Genomic DNA, 17,909 nt, shown 5'->3' with positions numbered 1-17,909 from the left:
GGAACGGATTTTGCGGGCTCAGCCCTCGCCTTCGAGTTCGGAGCCGAGTTTCAGCACGCGATCGCCATCGGCCTGTTCGATCAGATAGGCGGGGTTGTTCTTGCTGCCGTTGCGGACGATGCGTTGGCCCTTGATCGTGCGCTGGACGCGACGGTCGAACCGTTCGCTCACCTTGCCATCCGCGGTGCCGCTGCCCCAGTTCCAGCGCACGGCCGCGCCCTTGCCGAAATGCTTGCTCATGCGCTGGAAAACCCGGCGGAGCCACCGGCGTTCCACCGATGGGACATTCCGTCCGCTTGCCGCGTTTGCAAGCGACGACTATGCGCCGATCGCAAATGCAACCCACCGATCTTCGTGTCGCGCTTTTCAGCGGCAATTATAATTATGTGCGTGATGGTGCGAACCAGGCGCTGAACAAGCTGGTCGGCTATTTGCTGGCGCAGGGCGTTACCGTGCGGATTTACTCGCCGACCACCGACACGCCCGCCTTTCCGCCCACCGGCGATCTGGTGAGCGTGCCGGCATGGCCGGTGCCGGGTGGCCGCGCCGAATACAAGTTCGCGACCGGCCTGCCGCGCGCCATTCGCGAGGATCTGGCGGCGTTCGCGCCCAATATCGTCCATGTCTCGGCACCCGAAATGCTTTGCCACCGCGCGGTGAGCTGGGCACGCAAGCGTGAGATCGCGACGGTGGCGTCGCTGCACACCCGCTTCGAGACCTATCCGGCCTATTATCATCTCGGCTTTGTCGAGCCGCTGATCATCCGGCTGCTCACCCGCTTCTACAACCGCGTCGACCGGGTGGTGACGCCCGGCCGCTCGACCGCCGAGCTGATTCGCGGCTGGGGGGTCGCAACGCCGATCGGGATCTGGTCGCGCGGGGTCGACCATGCGCGGTTCAATCCGCAGCGGCGCGACCTGACATGGCGGCGCGCGCTTGGCATCGGCGACCATGAATTCGTGGTCGGCTTTCTCGGGCGGCTGGTGCTCGAAAAGGGACTCGACGTGTTTTCGGAGGTCTGCGGCGCGCTCACCGCGCGCGGCGTGCCGCACCGCGTGATGGTGATCGGCGAAGGCCCGGCGCGCAGCTGGTTTGCCGATCGCGTGCCCGGCGCGGTGTTCACCGGATTCCAGCGCGGCGACGATCTCGCCCGCGCGGTCGCGTCGCTCGATGTGCTGTTCAACCCTTCGGTGACCGAGACGTTCGGCAACGTCACGTCGGAGGCGATGGCGTGCGGCGTGCCCGTCGTCGCCGCGCGCGCGACCGGCGCGATCGACCTGATCGAAGACGGCGTCAACGGCTTCCTGGTGCCGCCGCGCGACGTCGATGCCTATGCCGATGCGATTGCCGAGCTGGTGCGCGATCCGGCCCGCGCCGCCGCCGCCGGACGGGCGGGCCACGCGATGGCGCGGGCCTATGTCTGGGACGATGTGAACCGCGCCGTGCTCGACACCTATCTCGACGCACTGGTCGCACGCGCCGGCCGCTGACGAAGCGCCAGGGCCGGCCGCGCCGGCATCAGCGCCAGTCGTATTGAAGCTCGCGCTCGCGGAAGGCGAAGCGGTCGAGATGGCGGGCCACCGCGCCCTTCAGCCCTTCGAGCTGCTCGGGCGCGGACGCATCGATCCGCACGTCGAGCCCGGTTTCGACCGCGTTGAACGTGACCACCGCGTCGCCCGGGAATGCGCTGCCCCGCGCGTCCTTGGGAAAGATCACCGTGCCGTTTTCGGGCGTGAATTCGACCTGCAGATTGTGCTGCCAATGCTTGCAGAGCTGCTGGAGATAGCGACTGGCATGCTCGGTGGGCACCAACGCCTGTGCGGAATAGGTCGGGATCGTCATGGTCTCATTCTCCTTTGGCGCAGCCGGGAGCAGGCCCAGCCGTCGCCGTAACATCTCGATGCGCGGCATGGTCGCGTCACAGCCGCTCGATCTTGCGGGCAGCCTCGTCGAGGATCTCCGCAATGTTGTGCAGCCGCTCGGCGTCGGTGTCCTCGTCCATCGCCGTCGCCATAAGCACCGTCTTCAGATTGTGCATCGCGCGGCGCACCGGGCCGCCGCTGGTCCGCGAATGGCGCTCGCCCAGCGCGGCCAGCCGTTCGAACAGCGCCGCCACCTCGCCGGCATGTTCGGCCAGATGCGCACGACCGCCTTCGGTGATCTCGAACTGCTTCTTGGCGCCCTCGCTCTTGCGCTCGCCGATCAGTTCCATCTCGTCGAGCAAGGTGAGCGTGGGATAGACCACGCCCGGGCTGGGGGCATAGGCGCCGCTGGAGCGCGCCTCGATCTCGCGGATCAGGTCATAGCCGTGGCGCGGCGCTTCCTCGATCAGCTTGAGCAGGATCAGCCGCAGTTCGTCACCGCCGAACATCCGCCGGCCGCGACCACCGCCGCCGCCCCGCTCCGGCGCCATGCCGAACATCATGCCGAAACCGGCGGCAAATTCGCGGCCGCGGGGGCCAAATCCACGCCCGCCAAAGCCGCGATGGCCTGGCCCGCGGCCAGACCGTCCTTGTTGCGAAAACATAAAAATCTCTTTCGTCTGAGTCTCGATGCGCTCAAGATATATCTTGAAAGAGATTGCGCAAGTGGCTTCCCGCATTTTTTGAGTGCGGGACCGAAGGGTCGTCCCCCGGCGACGCTCAGTGGGTGAGCATCGCCCGCACCGCCGGCCGCACGAACGGCAGCCCGGCGCCGAGCCGCAGCACCGCATGCCGCATCGCCCGCGCCGACAGCCGCTCGTCGGTGAACAGGCGGACCAGCAGGTTGGTGCCGGTATAAAGCGGCCGGCAATCGGCCCGGTGGCTCGCCTCGAACCGGCGCAGTGCGGCCGGCGTCCCCGGATCGAGCCCGCGCCGCACCGCCTCGCGCACCTCGGCCGCGAGCAGCGCCTGGCCGCTGAGGCCGAGATTGAAGCCATGCGCCGTCACCGGATGCATGCCCACCGCCGCATCGCCGATCAGCGCCGCGCGCCCGGTGACGAATTGATGTGCCCAGGTGGTGACGAGCGGATAGAGCTGGCGATCGCTCGCCACCGTCATCGTGCCCAGCCGCGCGCGGAACCGCGCCGTCAGATCCTGGCCCAGTGTTGCATCGTCGAGCGCCGCCACGCGCCGGGCGGCCGCTTCGGGTAATGTCAGCACCGCCCCCGCCTGGTTGCCGTTCAGCGGCAGCAGCGCCAGCGTCTGGTGATGATCGAACCATTCGAGCGCGGTGCGCCCGTGCGGCTGATCATGGTTCACGCGGACGACGAGCATCGATCGACCGAGCGGATTGATGTCGGCACCGATTCCCAGCGCCCGGCGCGTGCCCGAAAGCCGCGAATCCGCCACCACCAGCAGCTTGCAGCGCACGACCTCGCCCGAGGAGAGCAGGATTTCGGCGCGTGGGCCGGCGGCGCCCGAACGGGCATGCACCACCTCCGCCCCGGTCACGATGCGCAGCCCCGCCTGCCCCGCCGCCGCCTGGTAGAGCGCGGCGCGAATATGGTGATTGGGCACGAGGAAGCCGAGTTGATCGGCCACCCCGCCCTCCGCATCGAAGGTCAGCGCAAAGGGCGAATCGCCGTTCAGCACGCGCGCGGCGTGCATCGGCGCCACCGCGTCTGCCGGAATGCGCCGCCACGCGCCGAGTTGTTCGAGGATGCGCTTCGATCCATGCGTCAGCGCGATTTCGCGCCCGTCGAAACGCGGTGTCGCCAGTGCGGCCTGCGGCGCACGCTCGACCAGCACAATATCGAGCCCCAGATCGTCGAGCGACCGAGCAAAGGCCAGACCTGCTGGGCCGCCCCCAACGATGACCACGTCGCAGTCCATGCCGATCCTCCTCAAGCGCTGGTCGCCCCGGCCGTCGCGGGACCAGCGAGGCTTGCGCGCGCGCATCCCCCCCGCGCCTTGCGCGCGATCAAGCGGCGGGATGCAAATCGCCGCTGCCGCGCCTATCTTCGCGCCGATGCCAGACCTGTTCGCCACGCAAGAAAGCCCCGCCACCCCGCACAAAGCCGATGGCGGTCCGCTCGCCGATCGCCTGCGCCCGCAGCGGCTGGACGAGGTGGTGGGTCAGGAGCATCTGACCGGCCCGGCCGGCGCGATCGGGCGGATGGTGGCGGCGGGCAAGCTCAGCTCGATCATCTTCTGGGGGCCGCCGGGCACCGGCAAGACCACCATGTCGCGGCTGCTCGCCGATGCGGTGGGCTTGCGCTTCATTGCGATCTCGGCGGTGTTCTCTGGCGTCGCGGACCTCAAGAAAGTGTTCGCCGAGGCGCGCGACCATGCCCGGATCGGCAAGCGCACCCTGTTGTTCGTGGACGAGATCCACCGCTTCAACCGCGCCCAGCAGGACGGCTTCTTGCCCTACGTCGAGGACGGAACGGTCACGCTGGTCGGCGCCACCACCGAAAACCCGTCCTTCGAGCTCAACGCCGCGCTGCTCAGCCGCGCCCAGGTGCTGATCCTGCACCGCCTCGATCATGCGGCGCTCAGCCAGCTGCTCGATCGCGCCGAGGCGCTGGAGGAGCGCCCCCTGCCCCTTACACCCGAGGCGCGCGACGCGCTGGTGGCAAGCGCGGACGGCGACGGCCGCTTCCTGCTTAACCAGGCCGAGACGCTGTTCTCGGTGCAGTTCGAGGCGCCGCTCGACCCCGCCGGACTCTCCGCCTTCCTCCAGCGCCGCGTCGCGGTGTACGACAAGGACCGCGAGGGGCATTACAACCTGATCTCAGCGCTGCATAAATCGGTGCGCGGCTCCGATCCGCAGGCGGCACTCTATTATCTCGCGCGGATGCTCACCGCCGGCGAGGAGCCGCTGTACCTGCTCCGCCGCCTCGTCCGCATGGCGGTGGAGGATATCGGGATGGCCGATCCCAATGCGCTGGTGCAGTGCATCGCCGCCAAGGACACCTATGATTTCCTCGGGTCACCCGAGGGTGAACTGGCGATCGTCCAGGCATGTCTCTACCTGGCGACAGCACCCAAATCGAACGCCGCCTACAAGGCGCAGAAGGCGGCGTGGAAGGTGGCGAAGGAAACCGGCTCGCTGATGCCGCCGCAGAACATCCTCAACGCGCCGACCAAGCTGATGAAGCAGGTCGGCTATGGCAAGGGCTATACCTACGACCATGATGCCGAGGGCGGTTTTTCCGGCGACAATTACTGGCCGGCGGAGATGGAGCCGCAGACCTTCTACACCCCCACCGATCGCGGGCATGAAAAGCGCGTGTCCGAACGGCTCGCCTGGTGGGCGGCGATGCGGGAGCAGCGACGCGATGGATGACTGGGACGATGCCTGCGCCTATGCCCTCACCCTGCCCGACGTCGTGATGGCGCCCTGGTGGGGCACGCCGTGCCCGAAGATCAATGGCAAGGGCCTCATGTCATACGCCAAAAAGCCGGGCAGCTTCGGGCTGATGGTGGCGATGGAAGAGAAGCCGCTGTTGCTTGAAACCGATCCCGAGACGTTCTGGCAGACCGATCACTACGCCAATTATCCGATGCTGCTCGTCCGCTATGGCACGCCCTCGCGCGAGCGCATCGAACTCTATATCCAGCGGGCCTGGTGGGACCGCGCGAAAAAGGCCCAGCGGATCGCGGCCGGCATGGACGAGCGGCCCTGAGCTTCACCGATTTCATCGCGATCGACTGGTCCGGCCAGGCGGTGGCGCGGCCGAAGGGGCTCGCCGTCGCCCATGCGCGCCTCGGCGATGCCCCACCCGCGCTGATCGACCGGCCCTGGTCGCGCGCCGACATCCTCGACTTCCTCGGTGAACTGGCGCGGACGAACACGCGCGCGCTGATCGGGCTCGACCTCTCGCCCGCCTTTCCCTTTGTCGATCATGGCGCCTATTTCCCCGGCTGGGCGGAAAGCCCGGGCGATGGCCCGGCGCTGTGGGCGCTGGTCGACCGGCTGTGCGAGGCCGATCCCCATCTCGCCGCCACCAGCTTCGTCCAGCATGAACAGGCGCGGCGCCATTTCCGCCAGATGGGCGATTGCGGCGATCTGTTCCCGGGCGGACGCGGCCGCTTCCGATTGTGCGAGGTCGGGCAGGAAGCAATGGCGCTCTCCCCCTATAGCTGTTTTAACCTGGTTGGTGCGAGCCAGGTCGGCAAATCGAGCCTGACGGGCATGCGGGTGCTCCACCGGCTGCGCGGTGCCGTGCCGATCTGGCCGTTCGATCCGGTTCCCGCCGATGGCCCGGTGCTGGTGGAAATCTACACCGCGCTCGCCGCGCGGCTCGCGGGAATGCGCAAGGGCGTGTCGAAGATTCGCGACGCGGCAACGCTCGACAGCCTGCTCGCCGTGTTCGGATCGGCGCCGCATGGACCGCTGCCGCGCGCCGACGATCACGCCACCGACGCGATCCTCAGCGCGGCCTGGCTGCGCGTCGCAGCGACCGATGACGCGCTCTGGGCGCCGAGCGCGTTGACCCCGGCGCTTGCCCGCACCGAGGGCTGGACCTTCGGCGTTCGGTGATTGCAAACCACAGCCGGCGCAAAGTAAGACTTTTCTAGAACCTGCACCGAAAGGGATCGAAACGACGATGCGCCGCCTGCTCGAAGTCTGTGTCGAGGATGTCGGCGGGATCGCCGCAGCGGTGGCCGGCGGCGCCGACCGGATCGAGCTTTGCGCCGCGCTCGCGGTTGGCGGGCTCACGCCGCCCGCCTCGCTGATCGCCGAAGCGGCGGCGGCGCCGATCCCGGTCCACCTCCTCGCCCGCCCGCGAGACGGCAATTTCACATATAGCGCCGCCGAATCCGCGCTGGTCGCCGCCGACATTCGCGCCGCGGCCGAGGCGGGCCTTGCCGGCGTGGTGATCGGCGCCAGCCGGCCCGATCACCGGCTGGAGACCGCACTGCTCGCCGAGTGGATTGAAGTCGCCCGTGCAGCCGATCCCCGGCTTTCAGTGACGCTTCATCGCGCCTTCGATCTCTGCCCCGATCCGCTCGCCGCGCTCGACGAGGCAATCGCGCTGGGCTTCAATCGTATCCTCACGTCAGGTGCCACCCCGCGCGCGATCGACGGGTGCGACATGCTCGCCCGGCTGGTCGCGGCCGCCGGCGACCGCATCGTCATCCTTGCCGGCAGCGGCGTCGACGCCGGCACCCTGCCCGCGATTCTGGCGACCGGCGTGCGCGAGGTCCATGCCTCGTGCCGCAGCCCCGTGGGTACCGCCGACGCCCGCGAGATCGCCTTCGGATTCCAAAGCGGCCCGCGCCTGGCGACCGACGCTGCGAAGGTGCAGGCGCTGCGCAATTTGCTCGATGGACAAGCTAGCGCTTGAACAATACCAATATGTAACTTATCGCTGGGTCATTACATGCCAGCGGAGGCCATTGGGGGATATGATCGCGGAAACGGAAAAGCCGGCCGACGGCGCCACCTTGATGGCGCGCGAGGCGGCGGAAGCGGGCGAAGCGGTTCGCCGCCTGCTCGACGAGAACGGCGCCGCAATCGCTGCGCTGGCCCGCGAGTTGCGCGAGACCCCGCCGGCGCTCGTCGTCACCTGTGCCCGCGGTTCCTCCGATCATGCCGCCACCTTCGGCAAATATCTGATCGAAACGCTGGTCGGCCTGCCGGTGGCATCGGCCGCGCCCTCGGTCGCGTCGGTGTTCGCCGCGCCGGTGGCGGAAACGGCTGCGCTGTGCATCGCCATCTCGCAGAGCGGCCGCAGCCCCGATCTGTTGGCGACCGTCAAGGCCTATCAGGAGGCCGGCGCCCGCATCGTCGCCTTCGTCAATGACGAAGAGTCGCCGCTCGCCGCGATGGCGGACACGTGCATCGGGCTGAAGGCCGGCCCGGAACGCTCGGTCGCCGCCACCAAATCCTATATCACCGCGCTCGCAGGGCTGGCCGCGCTCGTCGCCGAATGGGTGCAGGACGCAGCGCTTGGCGACGCGCTGACAGCGCTGCCCGATCAGCTGGAACAGGCGCGCGAGTTCGACTGGTCGGCGGCGGTCGACACGCTGCGTGAGGCCGCCAACCTGTTCGTGATCGGCCGGGGCTACAGCTTCGCCGTCGCGCAGGAAGCGGCGCTGAAGTTCAAGGAAACCTGCGGCCTGCACGCCGAAGCGTTCAGCGCCGCCGAAGTCCGTCACGGCCCGATGGCGATCGTCGGCGAAGGCTTTCCGCTGCTCGCCTTCGCGACGTCCGACACCGCCGGGGACAGCGTTCGCGAGGCGGCGGCCGAATTCGCCGCGCGCGGCGCCCGCGTCTGCCTCGCCGATGCGGCGGCGGGCGCGGAATCGCCGCTCGGCGTGATCGCCGCGCATCCGGTGATCGAGCCGATCCTGATGGTGCAGAGCTTCTATCCGATGGTCAACGCGCTATCGCTGGCGCGCGGCAACGACCCCGATCGGCCGCTGTATCTCCGCAAGGTGACCGAAACGCGATGACCGCCTTTCGCTTCGTCAACGGCCATGTCGTCACCGCCGCCGGGGTGCTGCCATCGGCGACGATCCGCATCGACCATGATCGCATCGCCGCCATCGCCGCCGATGGCCAGGGCGACGAGACGATCGATCTGGGCGGCGGCTGGCTGGTGCCCGGCTTCATCGACGTTCAGGTCAATGGCGGCGGCGGCGTGCTGTTCAACGACGCCACCACCGTCGACGGGATCGCCGCGATCGGCGCGGCGCATGCCCGGTTCGGCACCACCGGTTTCCTGCCGACGCTGATCAGCGACGTGCCGGAAGTGATCGCGCGCGCGCTCGACGCTGCCGATGCCGCGATCGAGGCCGGCGTGCCCGGCTGTCTGGGCGCGCATATCGAGGGGCCGATCCTCAACGTATCGCGCAAGGGCATCCACGATCCCGCCAAGTTCCGCGGGCTGGACGAAGCGATGATCGCGCTGCTCACCCGCCCGCGCCGGGGCAAGGTGCTGCTGACGCTGGCGCCCGAAATGGTGTCGCTCGACGACATCCGCCGGCTGCATGACGCGGGCGTGATCCTCAGCATCGGCCATAGCGATGCCGATTACGACACCGCCGCCGCCGCCTTCGCGGCGGGCATGACCGGCGTGACGCATTTGTTCAACGCGATGTCGCCGCTGCTCCACCGCGCGCCCGGCGTCGTCGGCGCCTCGCTCGAGAACCAGTCGGTCTATTGCGGACTGATTCCCGACGGTTATCACGTCCATGACGCGGTGCTGCGCATCGCGCTCCAGGCGCGTCCGCACGACCGCTTCATGCTCGTCACCGATGCAATGCCCTGCGTCGGCGCCGACGTCAGCGAATTCGATCTGCACGGCCAGCGCATCCTGGTCCGCGACGGCCGCTGCCTGGGTGAGGACGGCACGCTCGCCGGTTCGGCGCTCGACATGGCGGCGGCGTTCCGCAACATGGTGACGCGCGTCGGCGCCTCGCACGTCGATGCGGCGACGATGGCGGCCGCCAGCCCGGCTACCTTCCTCGGCCTGGCGCATGAGCGCGGCACGCTGGCCCCCGGCATGCGCGCCGACTGGGTGCAACTGACGTCCGACCTCCAGCCCGCTGCCTGCTGGATCGGCGCCACCCGATTTCCCTGATCCGAACGGAGACCGACCCTGAGCACGACCGCGCCGCCCTTCACGAACGACGCCACTGCCGGGGCCACGATCGTCATCGCCGCGCCGCTCGCCGGCTGGCTGATGCCGCTCAGCGACGTGCCCGATCCGGTGTTCGCGCAGCGGATGCTGGGTGACGGCGTCGCGATCGATCCCACCGAGGGCTGCCTCTACGCGCCGTGCGACGGCGAGGTGTCGGTGCTGCAACCCAGCGGCCATGCGATCACGCTGCGCATCGCCGACGGGCTGGAAATCCTGATGCATATCGGCATCGACACGGTCGGCCTCGCCGGTCGCGGCTTTACGCCTGCCGTCACGGTGGGCACGCGCGTGCGCCGGGGCGACGTGCTGATCCGCTTCGATCTCGATGCCGTGGTGTGCGGCGCGCCCTCGGTCGCGACGCCGGTGCTGATGATCGCGGGCGACGCCTTCACGCTCAAGGATGTGCGCCCCGCCGGCACGGTTGCGCCCGGCGACGCGATCTTCACGATCCGCTCGGCCGGCACGGCGCAGGCGGGCGAAACCGCCGCCGGCGGCGAAACCGCCGCGCGCGACGTGGTCGTCCCGCTGGCGCACGGCATCCATGCCCGCCCCGCCGCCCGACTGCGCGAGGCAGCCTCGGCGCATTCGGCGCGCGTCACCATCGCCAAGCAGGGCCGCAGCGCCGATCTGGCAAGTCCCGTGGCGGTGATGACGCTCGGCATCCGCCACGGCGACAGCGTGCGGATCGAGGCACAGGGCGCCGATGCCGCCGCCGCCGTCGATGCGCTGGCCGCGATGATCGAAGGCGGCATGGGCGAAAAGACCGACCACCCGGCGCCTGCTCCTACGCCGCCGCCCATGCCGGCCGCTGCCGCCAGCCCCGCCGAACCGGGCGTGCTGCCCGGTGTCGCCGCGGCACCAGGCATCGCGGTGGGCATCGCCCGCTTCTTCCGCCTCGCCGAAATCGACTTCGATCCGGCCGGCAGCGGCGCCGATGTCGAGCGCACCCGTCTCGACGACGGTATCGCGGCGGTGGCACGTGCGATCGACGCCGATTGCGCGCATGCCAGCGGCCCGCTCGCCTCGATCCTCGCCGCCCACCGCGCGATGCTCGGCGATCCCGAACTCCACGCCGCCGCAAGCCGCGCGATCGAGCGCGGTGTCAGCGCAAGCCAGGCATGGCGTGACGCCATTCGCCCGCAGGCGGATCTACTGCGCGCCTCGGGCGACGCGCACCTCGCCGAACGCGCCGACGACATGGTCGACCTCGAGCGCCGCGTGATTGCCGCGATCGAGGGCGTTGCCGATACCGCGCCGGCGCTGCCGCCCGAGACGATCCTGCTGGCGGACGATCTGCTGCCGTCGCAGGTTGCCGCGCTAGACCCCGCCAATGTTCGCGGCATCTGCACCGCGCGCGGCGGCCCCACCTCGCACGTCGCGATCCTCGCGGCGAGCCTCGGCATCCCGGCGCTGGTCGCAATCGGGCCGGCGCTGCGCAGCGTCGCCGATGGCGAGACACTGATACTGGACACCGGCGCGGGCACCCTTCGGGTCGCGCCAAAGGCGGCGCTGCTGGCCGAAGCCAGAACCCGCGTCGAAGCCCGCGCCACCGCGCTCGCCGCTGCCCTCGCGGCGGCGAGCGCGCCCTGTCACATGGCCGACGGCACCCGGATCGAGGTGTTCGCCAACCTCGGCTCGCGCGCCGATGCCGAACGCGCCCGCGCCAATGGCGCGGAGGGCAGCGGCCTGCTGCGCACCGAATTCCTGTTCCTCGAACGCGAGACGCCGCCCAGTGTCGCCGAACAGACCGCCGATTATCAGTCGATCGCCGACGCGCTCGATGGCCGCCCGCTGATCATCCGCCTGCTCGACATCGGCGGCGACAAGCCCGCGCCCTATCTGCCGATCGCGGCGGAGGAAAATCCGGCGCTGGGCCTGCGCGGCATCCGCGTCGGGCTCGCCCATCCCCAGATCCTCGAGGATCAGCTACGCGCGATCCTCGGCGTCCGGCCGATCGGCCAGGCGCGGATCATGCTGCCGATGGTCGCCAGCCTCAACGAAGTACGCGCGGTGCGCGCGGTGCTCGATCGGCTGAAGGCGGAGATGGGCATCGATGCGCCGGTCGAGCTTGGCATCATGGTGGAAACGCCCGCGGCGGCGATGACCGCCGATCTGCTCGCCAGCGAGGTCGATTTCGTTTCGGTCGGGACCAACGACCTCACCCAATATGCGCTGGCGATGGATCGCGGCAATCCGGCCGTCGCCGGCGGGATCGATGGGCTGCACCCGGCGGTGCTGCGGCTGATCGCGCAGACGTGCCAGGGCGCGTCGTCGAAGGGCCGCTGGACCGGCGTCTGCGGCGGCCTCGCCTCCGATCCGCTCGCCGTGCCGATCCTGATCGGGCTCGGCGTCACCGAATTATCTGCGACGATTGCGCTCGTTCCGGAAATCAAGGCGCTGGTATCGACGCTGACGCTGGCGCGCGCCCGCGCCCATGCCGCCGCCGCTTTGGCCTGTGCCACCGCCGACGATGTCCGCCGTCTCGCCCGGGAGTTCGCCGCATGAAGTCCATTCTCGAACTGCTCCAGCCGCTCGGCCGCGCGCTGATGCTGCCGATCGCGGTGCTGCCGGTAGCGGGCCTGTTGCTGCGGCTCGGCCAGCCCGATCTGCTCGACATCGCGTTCGTCAGCGCCGCGGGCGACGCGCTGTTCGCGCATCTCGGCCTTCTGTTCGCGATCGGCGTCGCGACCGGCTATGCCAAGGACGGCAATGGCGCCGCTGCGCTGGCCGGCATCGTCTGCTTCCTCGTCTCCACCGAGGCGGGCAAGACCCTGCTCGCCGTCCCCGGCGATATCGGTGCCGGGCTCGCGCCAGACACGGCGGCGCTGGCGGTGGCGGCATGGAAGGCAAAGGCGGTCGCACGGCTCGACGTGCCGATCGGCATCGCCGCCGGCCTGATTGGCGGCGGCTTCTACAACCGCTTCTCGGCGATCAAGCTGCCCGCGTATCTCGCCTTTTTCGGCGGCCGGCGCTTCGTGCCGATCGTCAGCGGGCTGGCCGGTCTCGTCATCGCCGTCATCGTCGGGCTCGGCTTCCCGCATATCAGCGCGGGCGTCGACGGGCTCAGCCACGGCATCGCCGATGCCGGCGGCTTCGGCCTGTTCGCGTTCGGCGTGCTCAACCGGCTGCTGCTCGTCACCGGCCTCCACCACATCCTCAACAACGTCTTCTGGTTCGTGCAAGGCGATTATCACGGCGCGACGGGCGATCTGCGCCGCTTCTTCGCCGGCGACCCCAGCGCGGGCGCGTTCATGGCCGGCTTCTTCCCCGTCATGATGTTCGGCCTGCCCGCCGCCTGCCTCGCCATGTACCGCGCCGCGCTGCCCGAACGCCGCAAGGCGGTGGGCGGCCTGCTGTTCAGCCTCGCGCTCACCTCGCTGCTGACCGGCGTGACCGAGCCGATCGAATATAGCTTCATGTTCCTCGCCCCCGTGCTCTACGCCGTCCATGCGGTACTCACCGGCGTGGCGATGGTGGTGATGGATGCGCTGGGCGTGAAGCTCGGCTTCGGCTTCTCCGCCGGCCTGTTCGATTATGTGCTGAACTTCGGCAAGGCGACCAAGCCGCTGCTGTTGATCCCGGTCGGCCTCGTCTATTTCGCGCTCTATTACGGCATCTTCAGCTGGGCGATCCGCCGCTTCGACCTCAAGACCCCCGGCCGCGAGGCCGAGGCGCCGGTGGTGGCGGACGCGGCGGCCGGCACTGCGCCCGCTAGCCGTGGCGAGGCCTTTGCCCGTGCGCTGGGCGGATCGGCCAACCTGATCGAAGTCGGCGCCTGCACCACCCGCCTCCGGCTGATCGTCGCCGATCAGGGCGCGGTCGACGACGCCGCGCTCAAGGCGCTCGGCGCCCATGGCATCCTCCGCCCGTCCGCTCGCGCGCTGCAGGTGGTCCTCGGTCCGGTCGCCGATGTGGTGGCGGTGGAAATCCGCGACGCGACCGCGCGCGGCGGCGTCGCCGCCCCCGCTGCCGCCCCGACGGCCGCACCGGCGGCAGACCTGCCGGTGACGCTCCAGCCGACCGCGCTGGCCGCGCTGGGCGGCGCGCGCAACGTCGTCGCGGTCAGCGCCCATAATCACCGCCTGCGCGTGGAACTGCGCGAGCCTGCCGAGGTGGACAGCGACGCGCTCCTCGCCCTCGGCCTGCGCGGACTCGCCCGGCCATCGGCAACGGTGCTGCACCTTCTGGGCGATGACGGCGTGCTGGCCGAACTGATGGGGTGAGGCACGATCGCCGTGCTTCACAACCCGATGGAGCCCCGCCCAACGAATGACGGCTCGCACCCCAGAAGCCGCCCATCACGGCCGAGTTGCGGATCATCAAGATCGATGACATCCTCCTGGGATGCGCGCACTCGATCTCGCACTCAGTCCCCCCGTTCTCGTTCCCGTCACGACGATCTCGCTGTTGATCGTCAAAGATTTATCTGTGGGCTGGGGCGTTTCGAGGTTGCTGTATTGGGCCTTGGCGATCCCAGTGGCGCTCCTCTTTGGACTGCTGGCTGGCAGATTAAGGCGCCGGCTGGGTCCAGCGCGGGCCGGCAGCTAACCACCACTTTCCGTCCTTCCCATCCTCGCCCTGACCGAGAGGATGGGAAGCACGCTCACCGCGCCGCCAGCGTAACCTTCCCCAGCAAGCCGCTCGCCTGCCCGGCCGGCGCTTCGACGATCAGTTCCACCGTGCGTTCGCCCGTCCCTGCCGGGAACGCGGCCTCCAGCGGCCCCGGCGCTGCATCCGCCTTTTCCGCCAGCTTCTTGCCGTCCACCCACAGTTCGGCCAGCCCGCCGACGCTCGCAAAGCGCAGCACCCCGCCCTCGGCGGCAATACGCTTCCAGGGGGTCAGGCGGTTGTTGTAGACGCGCCAGCCCGGCTGTGGCTCGGCCGGCGTCGGCGTCGCGCTGCGCAGGAACGCCCAACTGTTGTTGTCCGGCACCAGCCCCGGCGCGGGCTTTGCCGCCAACGGCTCGGAGCGCCGCCAGTCGCCCAGCAGCATCGGCGCGGCGATCGCCGCCACCTGGGGGCGCGGCGCGATGTCGGCGCGGTCGATCGTCAGCGTCGCCGGCTTCAGCCCGTCGGCGGTCGCGCGCACCGTGATCCGGCCGCGCCCGATGCCCGCCTGCACGATGATCTGCGCCAGTCCGTTGAACAGCGAACGGCTGTTGCCCTTTTCCGGCTCATGGCAGTTCGGATCGCCATTGCCGACGCCGATGATGCTGGCGCCGTCCACGGTGAACCGGGTCATCAGATTGGCGGTCGGCACGTGGCGCCCCTTGGCATCCACCGCGTCGATGGTGATCGGCTGCACATCCTCGTCATCGCCCGCCATCGCCGTGCGGGCAGGCGTCAGCCGCAGCGCGACCGGCTTGCCCGCCGTCTCGTGCACCATCGTCGCCACGACCTTGCCGCCGCGCATCGCCCGCGCCTCCAGCCGGCCCGGCGCATAGGGCAGCTGCCATTCATTGCCCTGGAGCCGGTCGACCGTCTGCGCGCCCACCACCTTGCCGTTGAGCAGCAGCGTCACGCTCTCGGCATTGGAGGCGACGAAGATCTTGATCGTCTCGCCTTCCCTGCCCGGCCAGGTCCAGTGCGGCGCCAGCCAAACGACGGGCGCATCGTCGATCCAGGCGGCGCTGTGGATGCCGAACGCGGTCTTGGGAAAGCCGCACAGGTCCATGATGCCAAAGAAGCTGGCGATGGTCGGCCAGGCATAGGGCGTCGGCTCGCCATGATAGTCGAAGCCGGTCCACACGAATCCGCCCGCCAGGAAGGGGCGCTCGGCGATCAGTTGCCACGCCTTGCGATGCGTGTTGCCCCACGCCGCCGCCTCGTCGTCATAGGAGGTGATGACATGGGCTGCAGGATCGCTGGCAAAGGCGCCGCGCGTCTCGAACGCGCTGGTATCCTCCGAACTGGTGCTCGGCCGGCCGGGGTTCAGCGCGTGCCACTTGTCATATTCGCCCTGATAGTAATTGAACCCCATCACGTCGACGACCGACGAGACGTTGACCGGATTGTAGAAGGATCCGTTCATCGCCGCCGTCACCGGCCGGCTGTCGTCGAGCCGCCGCACCGCCGCTTCCATGCGCCGCACCATCTCGACGCCCGCCTCGGTGCCCTGCATCGGCTCCTCGTTGAAGACGGACCACAGGATGATGCTGGGATGGTTGCGGTCGCGGCGTACCATCCATTCGAGCTGCGCCAGATAATCGGGCGCCGGGTTGAAATGACGGTTCTCGTCCATGACGAGGAAGCCCATCCGGTCGCACCAGTCGAGCAGTTCGGCAGTCGGCGCATTGTGCGACATGCGGATCGCGTTGCAGCCCATCGCCTTCAGCCGTTCGAGCCGCCATTGCAGCAGCGCATCGGGGATCGCGGTGCCCACCCCGGCATGGTCCTGGTGGATGCACACGCCCTTCAGCTTGACGTGCTTGTCGTTGACGAACAGCCCCTGATCGGCATCGAAGCGGATCGTGCGGAAGCCGATGGCGGTGCGCCGCTCGTCGACCGGCGCGCCGTCACGCAGCACGCGCGTCCGCACAGTGTAGAGCGTCGGCGTCTCGACCGACCAGAGCTGCGGCGTGCCGGCATCGAGGGCGAACGACGCCTCGGCATGGTCCAGCACCGGCGCGGTTGCCGCGACGCTGCCGATCGCGACGCGCTTGCCGGCGGGATCGAGCAGTTCGGCCTCCACCGTCACGTCCACCGGCGCGCGCTCGATATTGCCCAGCGTCACCGTTACCGGCACCTGCCATCCCGACGCCGTCTTGCGCGGATCGCAATGCACGCCATCCGAAATGATCGAAACCGGCGCGCGGCGGATCAGCCAGGCGTGGCGATACAGCCCCGCCCCTTCATACCACCAGCCTTCCTTGGCATCGGCATCGACGCGGATCGCGATGACATTGTCCTCGTCGCCGAAGCGCGCGAACGGCGTCATGTCGACATAGATGCTCGAATAGCCGGACCAGTTGTGCGCGACGACGCTGCCGTTCACCCAGACGGTGGCGTTGGTCGCCACGCCGTCGAGATGCAATTCGATCGTCTTGCCGCGATCGGCGGGGTCGAGCACCAGCCGGCGCCGGTACCAGCCGATCCCGCGCGGGCGATAGCCTTGCGAGACGTTGGCGGTTTCGACGAACGGCTGGAACGATGCCCAGTCATGCGGCAGCCGCACCTCCGGCCAGTCGCTGTCGTCATAGTCGCGCGCCGCCGCGCCCTGAGCGTTGCCGGCCTTGACGCTGCCATAGGTCGCGTCGTGCGTGGTCAGCGGCGGCGGGGCGATATCGCCTTCGTGAAAGCGCCAGCCCCGCTCGATCAGCATCCGCGACGGATCGGTTTCCGGCAGGCGCGGCAGCAGCGCACGGCGCGGCGCCGGCATCGGCAACCCCTCGGGCGCAACATCCTCGGACCGGGCGAAGGCGGCGGGCGGCACGCCGATCCCGGCCAGCACGCTCAATCCGGCGCTGCCGAGCAGCATCTGGCGACGATCCATCAGGGGTACTCCACAGTCGGTCGGCCATATCGCGGCCGGGATATTGGGGTGTCAGGGATATGCGGCGTCAGACGTCGCTCAACTCGGCGACGAAGTCATAGGCGTCGCCGCGATAATAGGATCGGGTGATCTCCGCCGCCCGCCCGTCGCGCAGGAAGCCGCGGCGTTCGATCAGCAGCCCGGCATGGCCCGGATTGACGCCCAGCATCTTGGCATGTTCGCCCAGGAACGGCACCGCGCGCAGCCGCTGCAACGCCCGCACCGGGCGGTTGCCGGCCGCTTCGAGCGCGGCATAGAGCGAGTCCCCCACCGCATCGACCGAGGGCAGGCAATAGCCGGCGATCGTCGAGAATTCGAGCGCCATCGGCTCCTCGTCGGCGAAGCGGATGCGCGAGAAGCGCATCACCGGCGCCCCCGGCGACAGGCCGAGCGCCATCGCCTCTTCGGGCGTCACCTGCCCCGGCGCGCGCGAAATCCAGCTGCTGCTTGCGGTGCGGCCGCGTGCCGCCATGTCTTCGGTGAACGACGACAGTTTGGAAAAGCTCTTCTCGACACGCTCGGCGACGAAGGTGCCGGCGCCGCGCCGCCGGGTGAGCAGCCCTTCCTCCACCAGCCCGCCGATCGCCTTGCGAACCGTGATGCGCGACACGTCATATTCGACCGCCAGATCGCGCTCGGGCGGGATGGCATCGCCCTGGTTGAGAATCTTGCCGCTGATCGCATCGCGAATCAGCTGCTGAAGCTGCAGATAGAGCGGCGACGGGTTCCCGTCGCGAAACCGGCCTATCTGATCCGAAAACGTCATCAGTCCTCCCCCTGCCAGCCCCGATACCCATTGCG

The 17,909-nt window shown here is 69.2% G+C and carries 15 protein-coding genes; 9 read left to right on the top strand and 6 right to left on the bottom strand.

Annotated elements, in window-relative coordinates; genetic code table 11:
* Positions 1-18: 18 nt before the first annotated feature.
* Positions 19-240, bottom strand: a complete 222-nt coding sequence (locus ACX40Y_RS15030) for a hypervirulence associated TUDOR domain-containing protein (protein ID WP_459120380.1) — start codon at positions 238-240, stop codon at positions 19-21.
* Positions 241-335: 95 nt separating this feature from the next.
* Here ACX40Y_RS15030 and ACX40Y_RS15025 point away from each other — a divergent pair, with 95 nt between their 5' ends.
* Positions 336-1,490: a glycosyltransferase family 4 protein gene (locus tag ACX40Y_RS15025; RefSeq protein WP_459120379.1), complete on the top strand. Its 1,155-nt coding sequence runs from the start codon at positions 336-338 to the stop codon at positions 1,488-1,490.
* Between the two features lie 28 nt (positions 1,491-1,518).
* Here ACX40Y_RS15025 and ACX40Y_RS15020 read toward each other — a convergent pair whose 3' ends face one another.
* From ACX40Y_RS15020 to ubiM, 3 genes are all read right to left on the bottom strand, one after another.
* A complete protein-coding gene (locus tag ACX40Y_RS15020; protein ID WP_459120378.1) occupies positions 1,519-1,842 on the bottom strand; it encodes a DUF2218 domain-containing protein in 324 nt (107 codons plus the stop codon).
* Between the two features lie 76 nt (positions 1,843-1,918).
* Entirely contained in the window at positions 1,919-2,425 is a 507-nt protein-coding gene (locus tag ACX40Y_RS15015; protein WP_459120377.1) for a PadR family transcriptional regulator, read from the bottom strand.
* 217 nt (positions 2,426-2,642) lie between these two features.
* Complete coding sequence (gene ubiM, locus ACX40Y_RS15010; protein ID WP_459120376.1) at positions 2,643-3,815, bottom strand: 5-demethoxyubiquinol-8 5-hydroxylase UbiM; 1,173 nt, start codon at positions 3,813-3,815, stop codon at positions 2,643-2,645.
* 136 nt (positions 3,816-3,951) lie between these two features.
* Between ubiM and ACX40Y_RS15005 the strand changes: the two genes are divergently transcribed.
* The 8 genes from ACX40Y_RS15005 to nagE all read left to right on the top strand — a co-directional run bounded on the left by ACX40Y_RS15005 (position 3,952) and on the right by nagE (position 13,800).
* Positions 3,952-5,271 carry a replication-associated recombination protein A gene (locus tag ACX40Y_RS15005; RefSeq protein ID WP_459120375.1) on the top strand — a complete coding sequence of 440 codons (1,320 nt, stop codon included), beginning with the start codon at positions 3,952-3,954 and terminating at the stop codon, positions 5,269-5,271.
* Positions 5,264-5,611: an MmcQ/YjbR family DNA-binding protein gene (locus ACX40Y_RS15000; protein WP_459120374.1), complete on the top strand. Its 348-nt coding sequence runs from the start codon at positions 5,264-5,266 to the stop codon at positions 5,609-5,611. The genes ACX40Y_RS15005 and ACX40Y_RS15000 overlap by 8 nt, the downstream gene beginning before the upstream one ends.
* The gene (locus ACX40Y_RS14995) at positions 5,554-6,468 is read left to right on the top strand and encodes a hypothetical protein (RefSeq protein ID WP_459120373.1); all 915 of its coding nucleotides are present in this window, start codon (positions 5,554-5,556) and stop codon (positions 6,466-6,468) included. The genes ACX40Y_RS15000 and ACX40Y_RS14995 overlap by 58 nt, the downstream gene beginning before the upstream one ends.
* A gap of 67 nt (positions 6,469-6,535) precedes the next feature.
* Positions 6,536-7,276 carry a copper homeostasis protein CutC gene (locus ACX40Y_RS14990; RefSeq protein WP_459120372.1) on the top strand — a complete coding sequence of 247 codons (741 nt, stop codon included), beginning with the start codon at positions 6,536-6,538 and terminating at the stop codon, positions 7,274-7,276.
* A 61-nt stretch (positions 7,277-7,337) separates the two neighbouring features.
* On the top strand, positions 7,338-8,387 hold the full coding sequence (locus ACX40Y_RS14985) for an SIS domain-containing protein (protein ID WP_459120371.1): 1,050 nt from the start codon (positions 7,338-7,340) through the stop codon (positions 8,385-8,387).
* A complete protein-coding gene (nagA, locus tag ACX40Y_RS14980; protein ID WP_459120370.1) occupies positions 8,384-9,517 on the top strand; it encodes an N-acetylglucosamine-6-phosphate deacetylase in 1,134 nt (377 codons plus the stop codon). Before ACX40Y_RS14985 ends, nagA begins: the two co-directional genes overlap by 4 nt.
* A 69-nt stretch (positions 9,518-9,586) precedes the next feature.
* A complete protein-coding gene (gene ptsP / locus ACX40Y_RS14975) occupies positions 9,587-12,082 on the top strand; it encodes a phosphoenolpyruvate--protein phosphotransferase (RefSeq protein ID WP_459120436.1) in 2,496 nt (831 codons plus the stop codon).
* Complete coding sequence (gene nagE, locus ACX40Y_RS14970) at positions 12,079-13,800, top strand: N-acetylglucosamine-specific PTS transporter subunit IIBC (RefSeq protein WP_459120369.1); 1,722 nt, start codon at positions 12,079-12,081, stop codon at positions 13,798-13,800. The genes ptsP and nagE overlap by 4 nt, the downstream gene beginning before the upstream one ends.
* 380 nt (positions 13,801-14,180) lie before the next feature.
* On the opposite strand, the gene galA is transcribed toward nagE, so the two are convergent.
* Positions 14,181-17,069, bottom strand: a complete 2,889-nt coding sequence (gene galA, locus ACX40Y_RS14965) for a beta-galactosidase GalA (protein WP_459120368.1) — start codon at positions 17,067-17,069, stop codon at positions 14,181-14,183.
* A gap of 67 nt (positions 17,070-17,136) precedes the next feature.
* Positions 17,137-17,874, bottom strand: a complete 738-nt coding sequence (locus ACX40Y_RS14960) for a GntR family transcriptional regulator (RefSeq protein WP_459120435.1) — start codon at positions 17,872-17,874, stop codon at positions 17,137-17,139.
* Positions 17,875-17,909 lie beyond the last annotated feature (35 nt).

This window comes from Sphingomonas sp. RS6, from assembly GCF_054489705.1.
Note: the sequence above shows the minus strand (reverse complement) of the source record. Positions and strands in the feature narration are given on the sequence as shown.

Excerpts from the sequence above, each read along its gene's own strand:
- ACX40Y_RS15000 (WP_459120374.1), top strand. The coding sequence starts at position 5,264 with ATGGATGACTGGGACGATGCCTGCGCCTATGCCCTCACCCTGCCCGAC.
- ACX40Y_RS14960 (WP_459120435.1), bottom strand. The coding sequence starts at position 17,874 with ATGACGTTTTCGGATCAGATAGGCCGGTTTCGCGACGGGAACCCGTCG.
- ACX40Y_RS15025 (WP_459120379.1), top strand. The coding sequence starts at position 336 with ATGCAACCCACCGATCTTCGTGTCGCGCTTTTCAGCGGCAATTATAAT.
- ACX40Y_RS15020 (WP_459120378.1), bottom strand. The coding sequence starts at position 1,842 with ATGACGATCCCGACCTATTCCGCACAGGCGTTGGTGCCCACCGAGCAT.
- ACX40Y_RS15005 (WP_459120375.1), top strand. The coding sequence starts at position 3,952 with ATGCCAGACCTGTTCGCCACGCAAGAAAGCCCCGCCACCCCGCACAAA.
- ACX40Y_RS14990 (WP_459120372.1), top strand. The coding sequence starts at position 6,536 with ATGCGCCGCCTGCTCGAAGTCTGTGTCGAGGATGTCGGCGGGATCGCC.
- ACX40Y_RS15030 (WP_459120380.1), bottom strand. The coding sequence starts at position 240 with ATGAGCAAGCATTTCGGCAAGGGCGCGGCCGTGCGCTGGAACTGGGGC.
- ACX40Y_RS15015 (WP_459120377.1), bottom strand. The coding sequence starts at position 2,425 with ATGATGTTCGGCATGGCGCCGGAGCGGGGCGGCGGCGGTGGTCGCGGC.
- nagE (WP_459120369.1), top strand. The coding sequence starts at position 12,079 with ATGAAGTCCATTCTCGAACTGCTCCAGCCGCTCGGCCGCGCGCTGATG.
- galA (WP_459120368.1), bottom strand. The coding sequence starts at position 17,069 with ATGGATCGTCGCCAGATGCTGCTCGGCAGCGCCGGATTGAGCGTGCTG.
- ACX40Y_RS14985 (WP_459120371.1), top strand. The coding sequence starts at position 7,338 with ATGATCGCGGAAACGGAAAAGCCGGCCGACGGCGCCACCTTGATGGCG.
- ubiM (WP_459120376.1), bottom strand. The coding sequence starts at position 3,815 with ATGGACTGCGACGTGGTCATCGTTGGGGGCGGCCCAGCAGGTCTGGCC.
- nagA (WP_459120370.1), top strand. The coding sequence starts at position 8,384 with ATGACCGCCTTTCGCTTCGTCAACGGCCATGTCGTCACCGCCGCCGGG.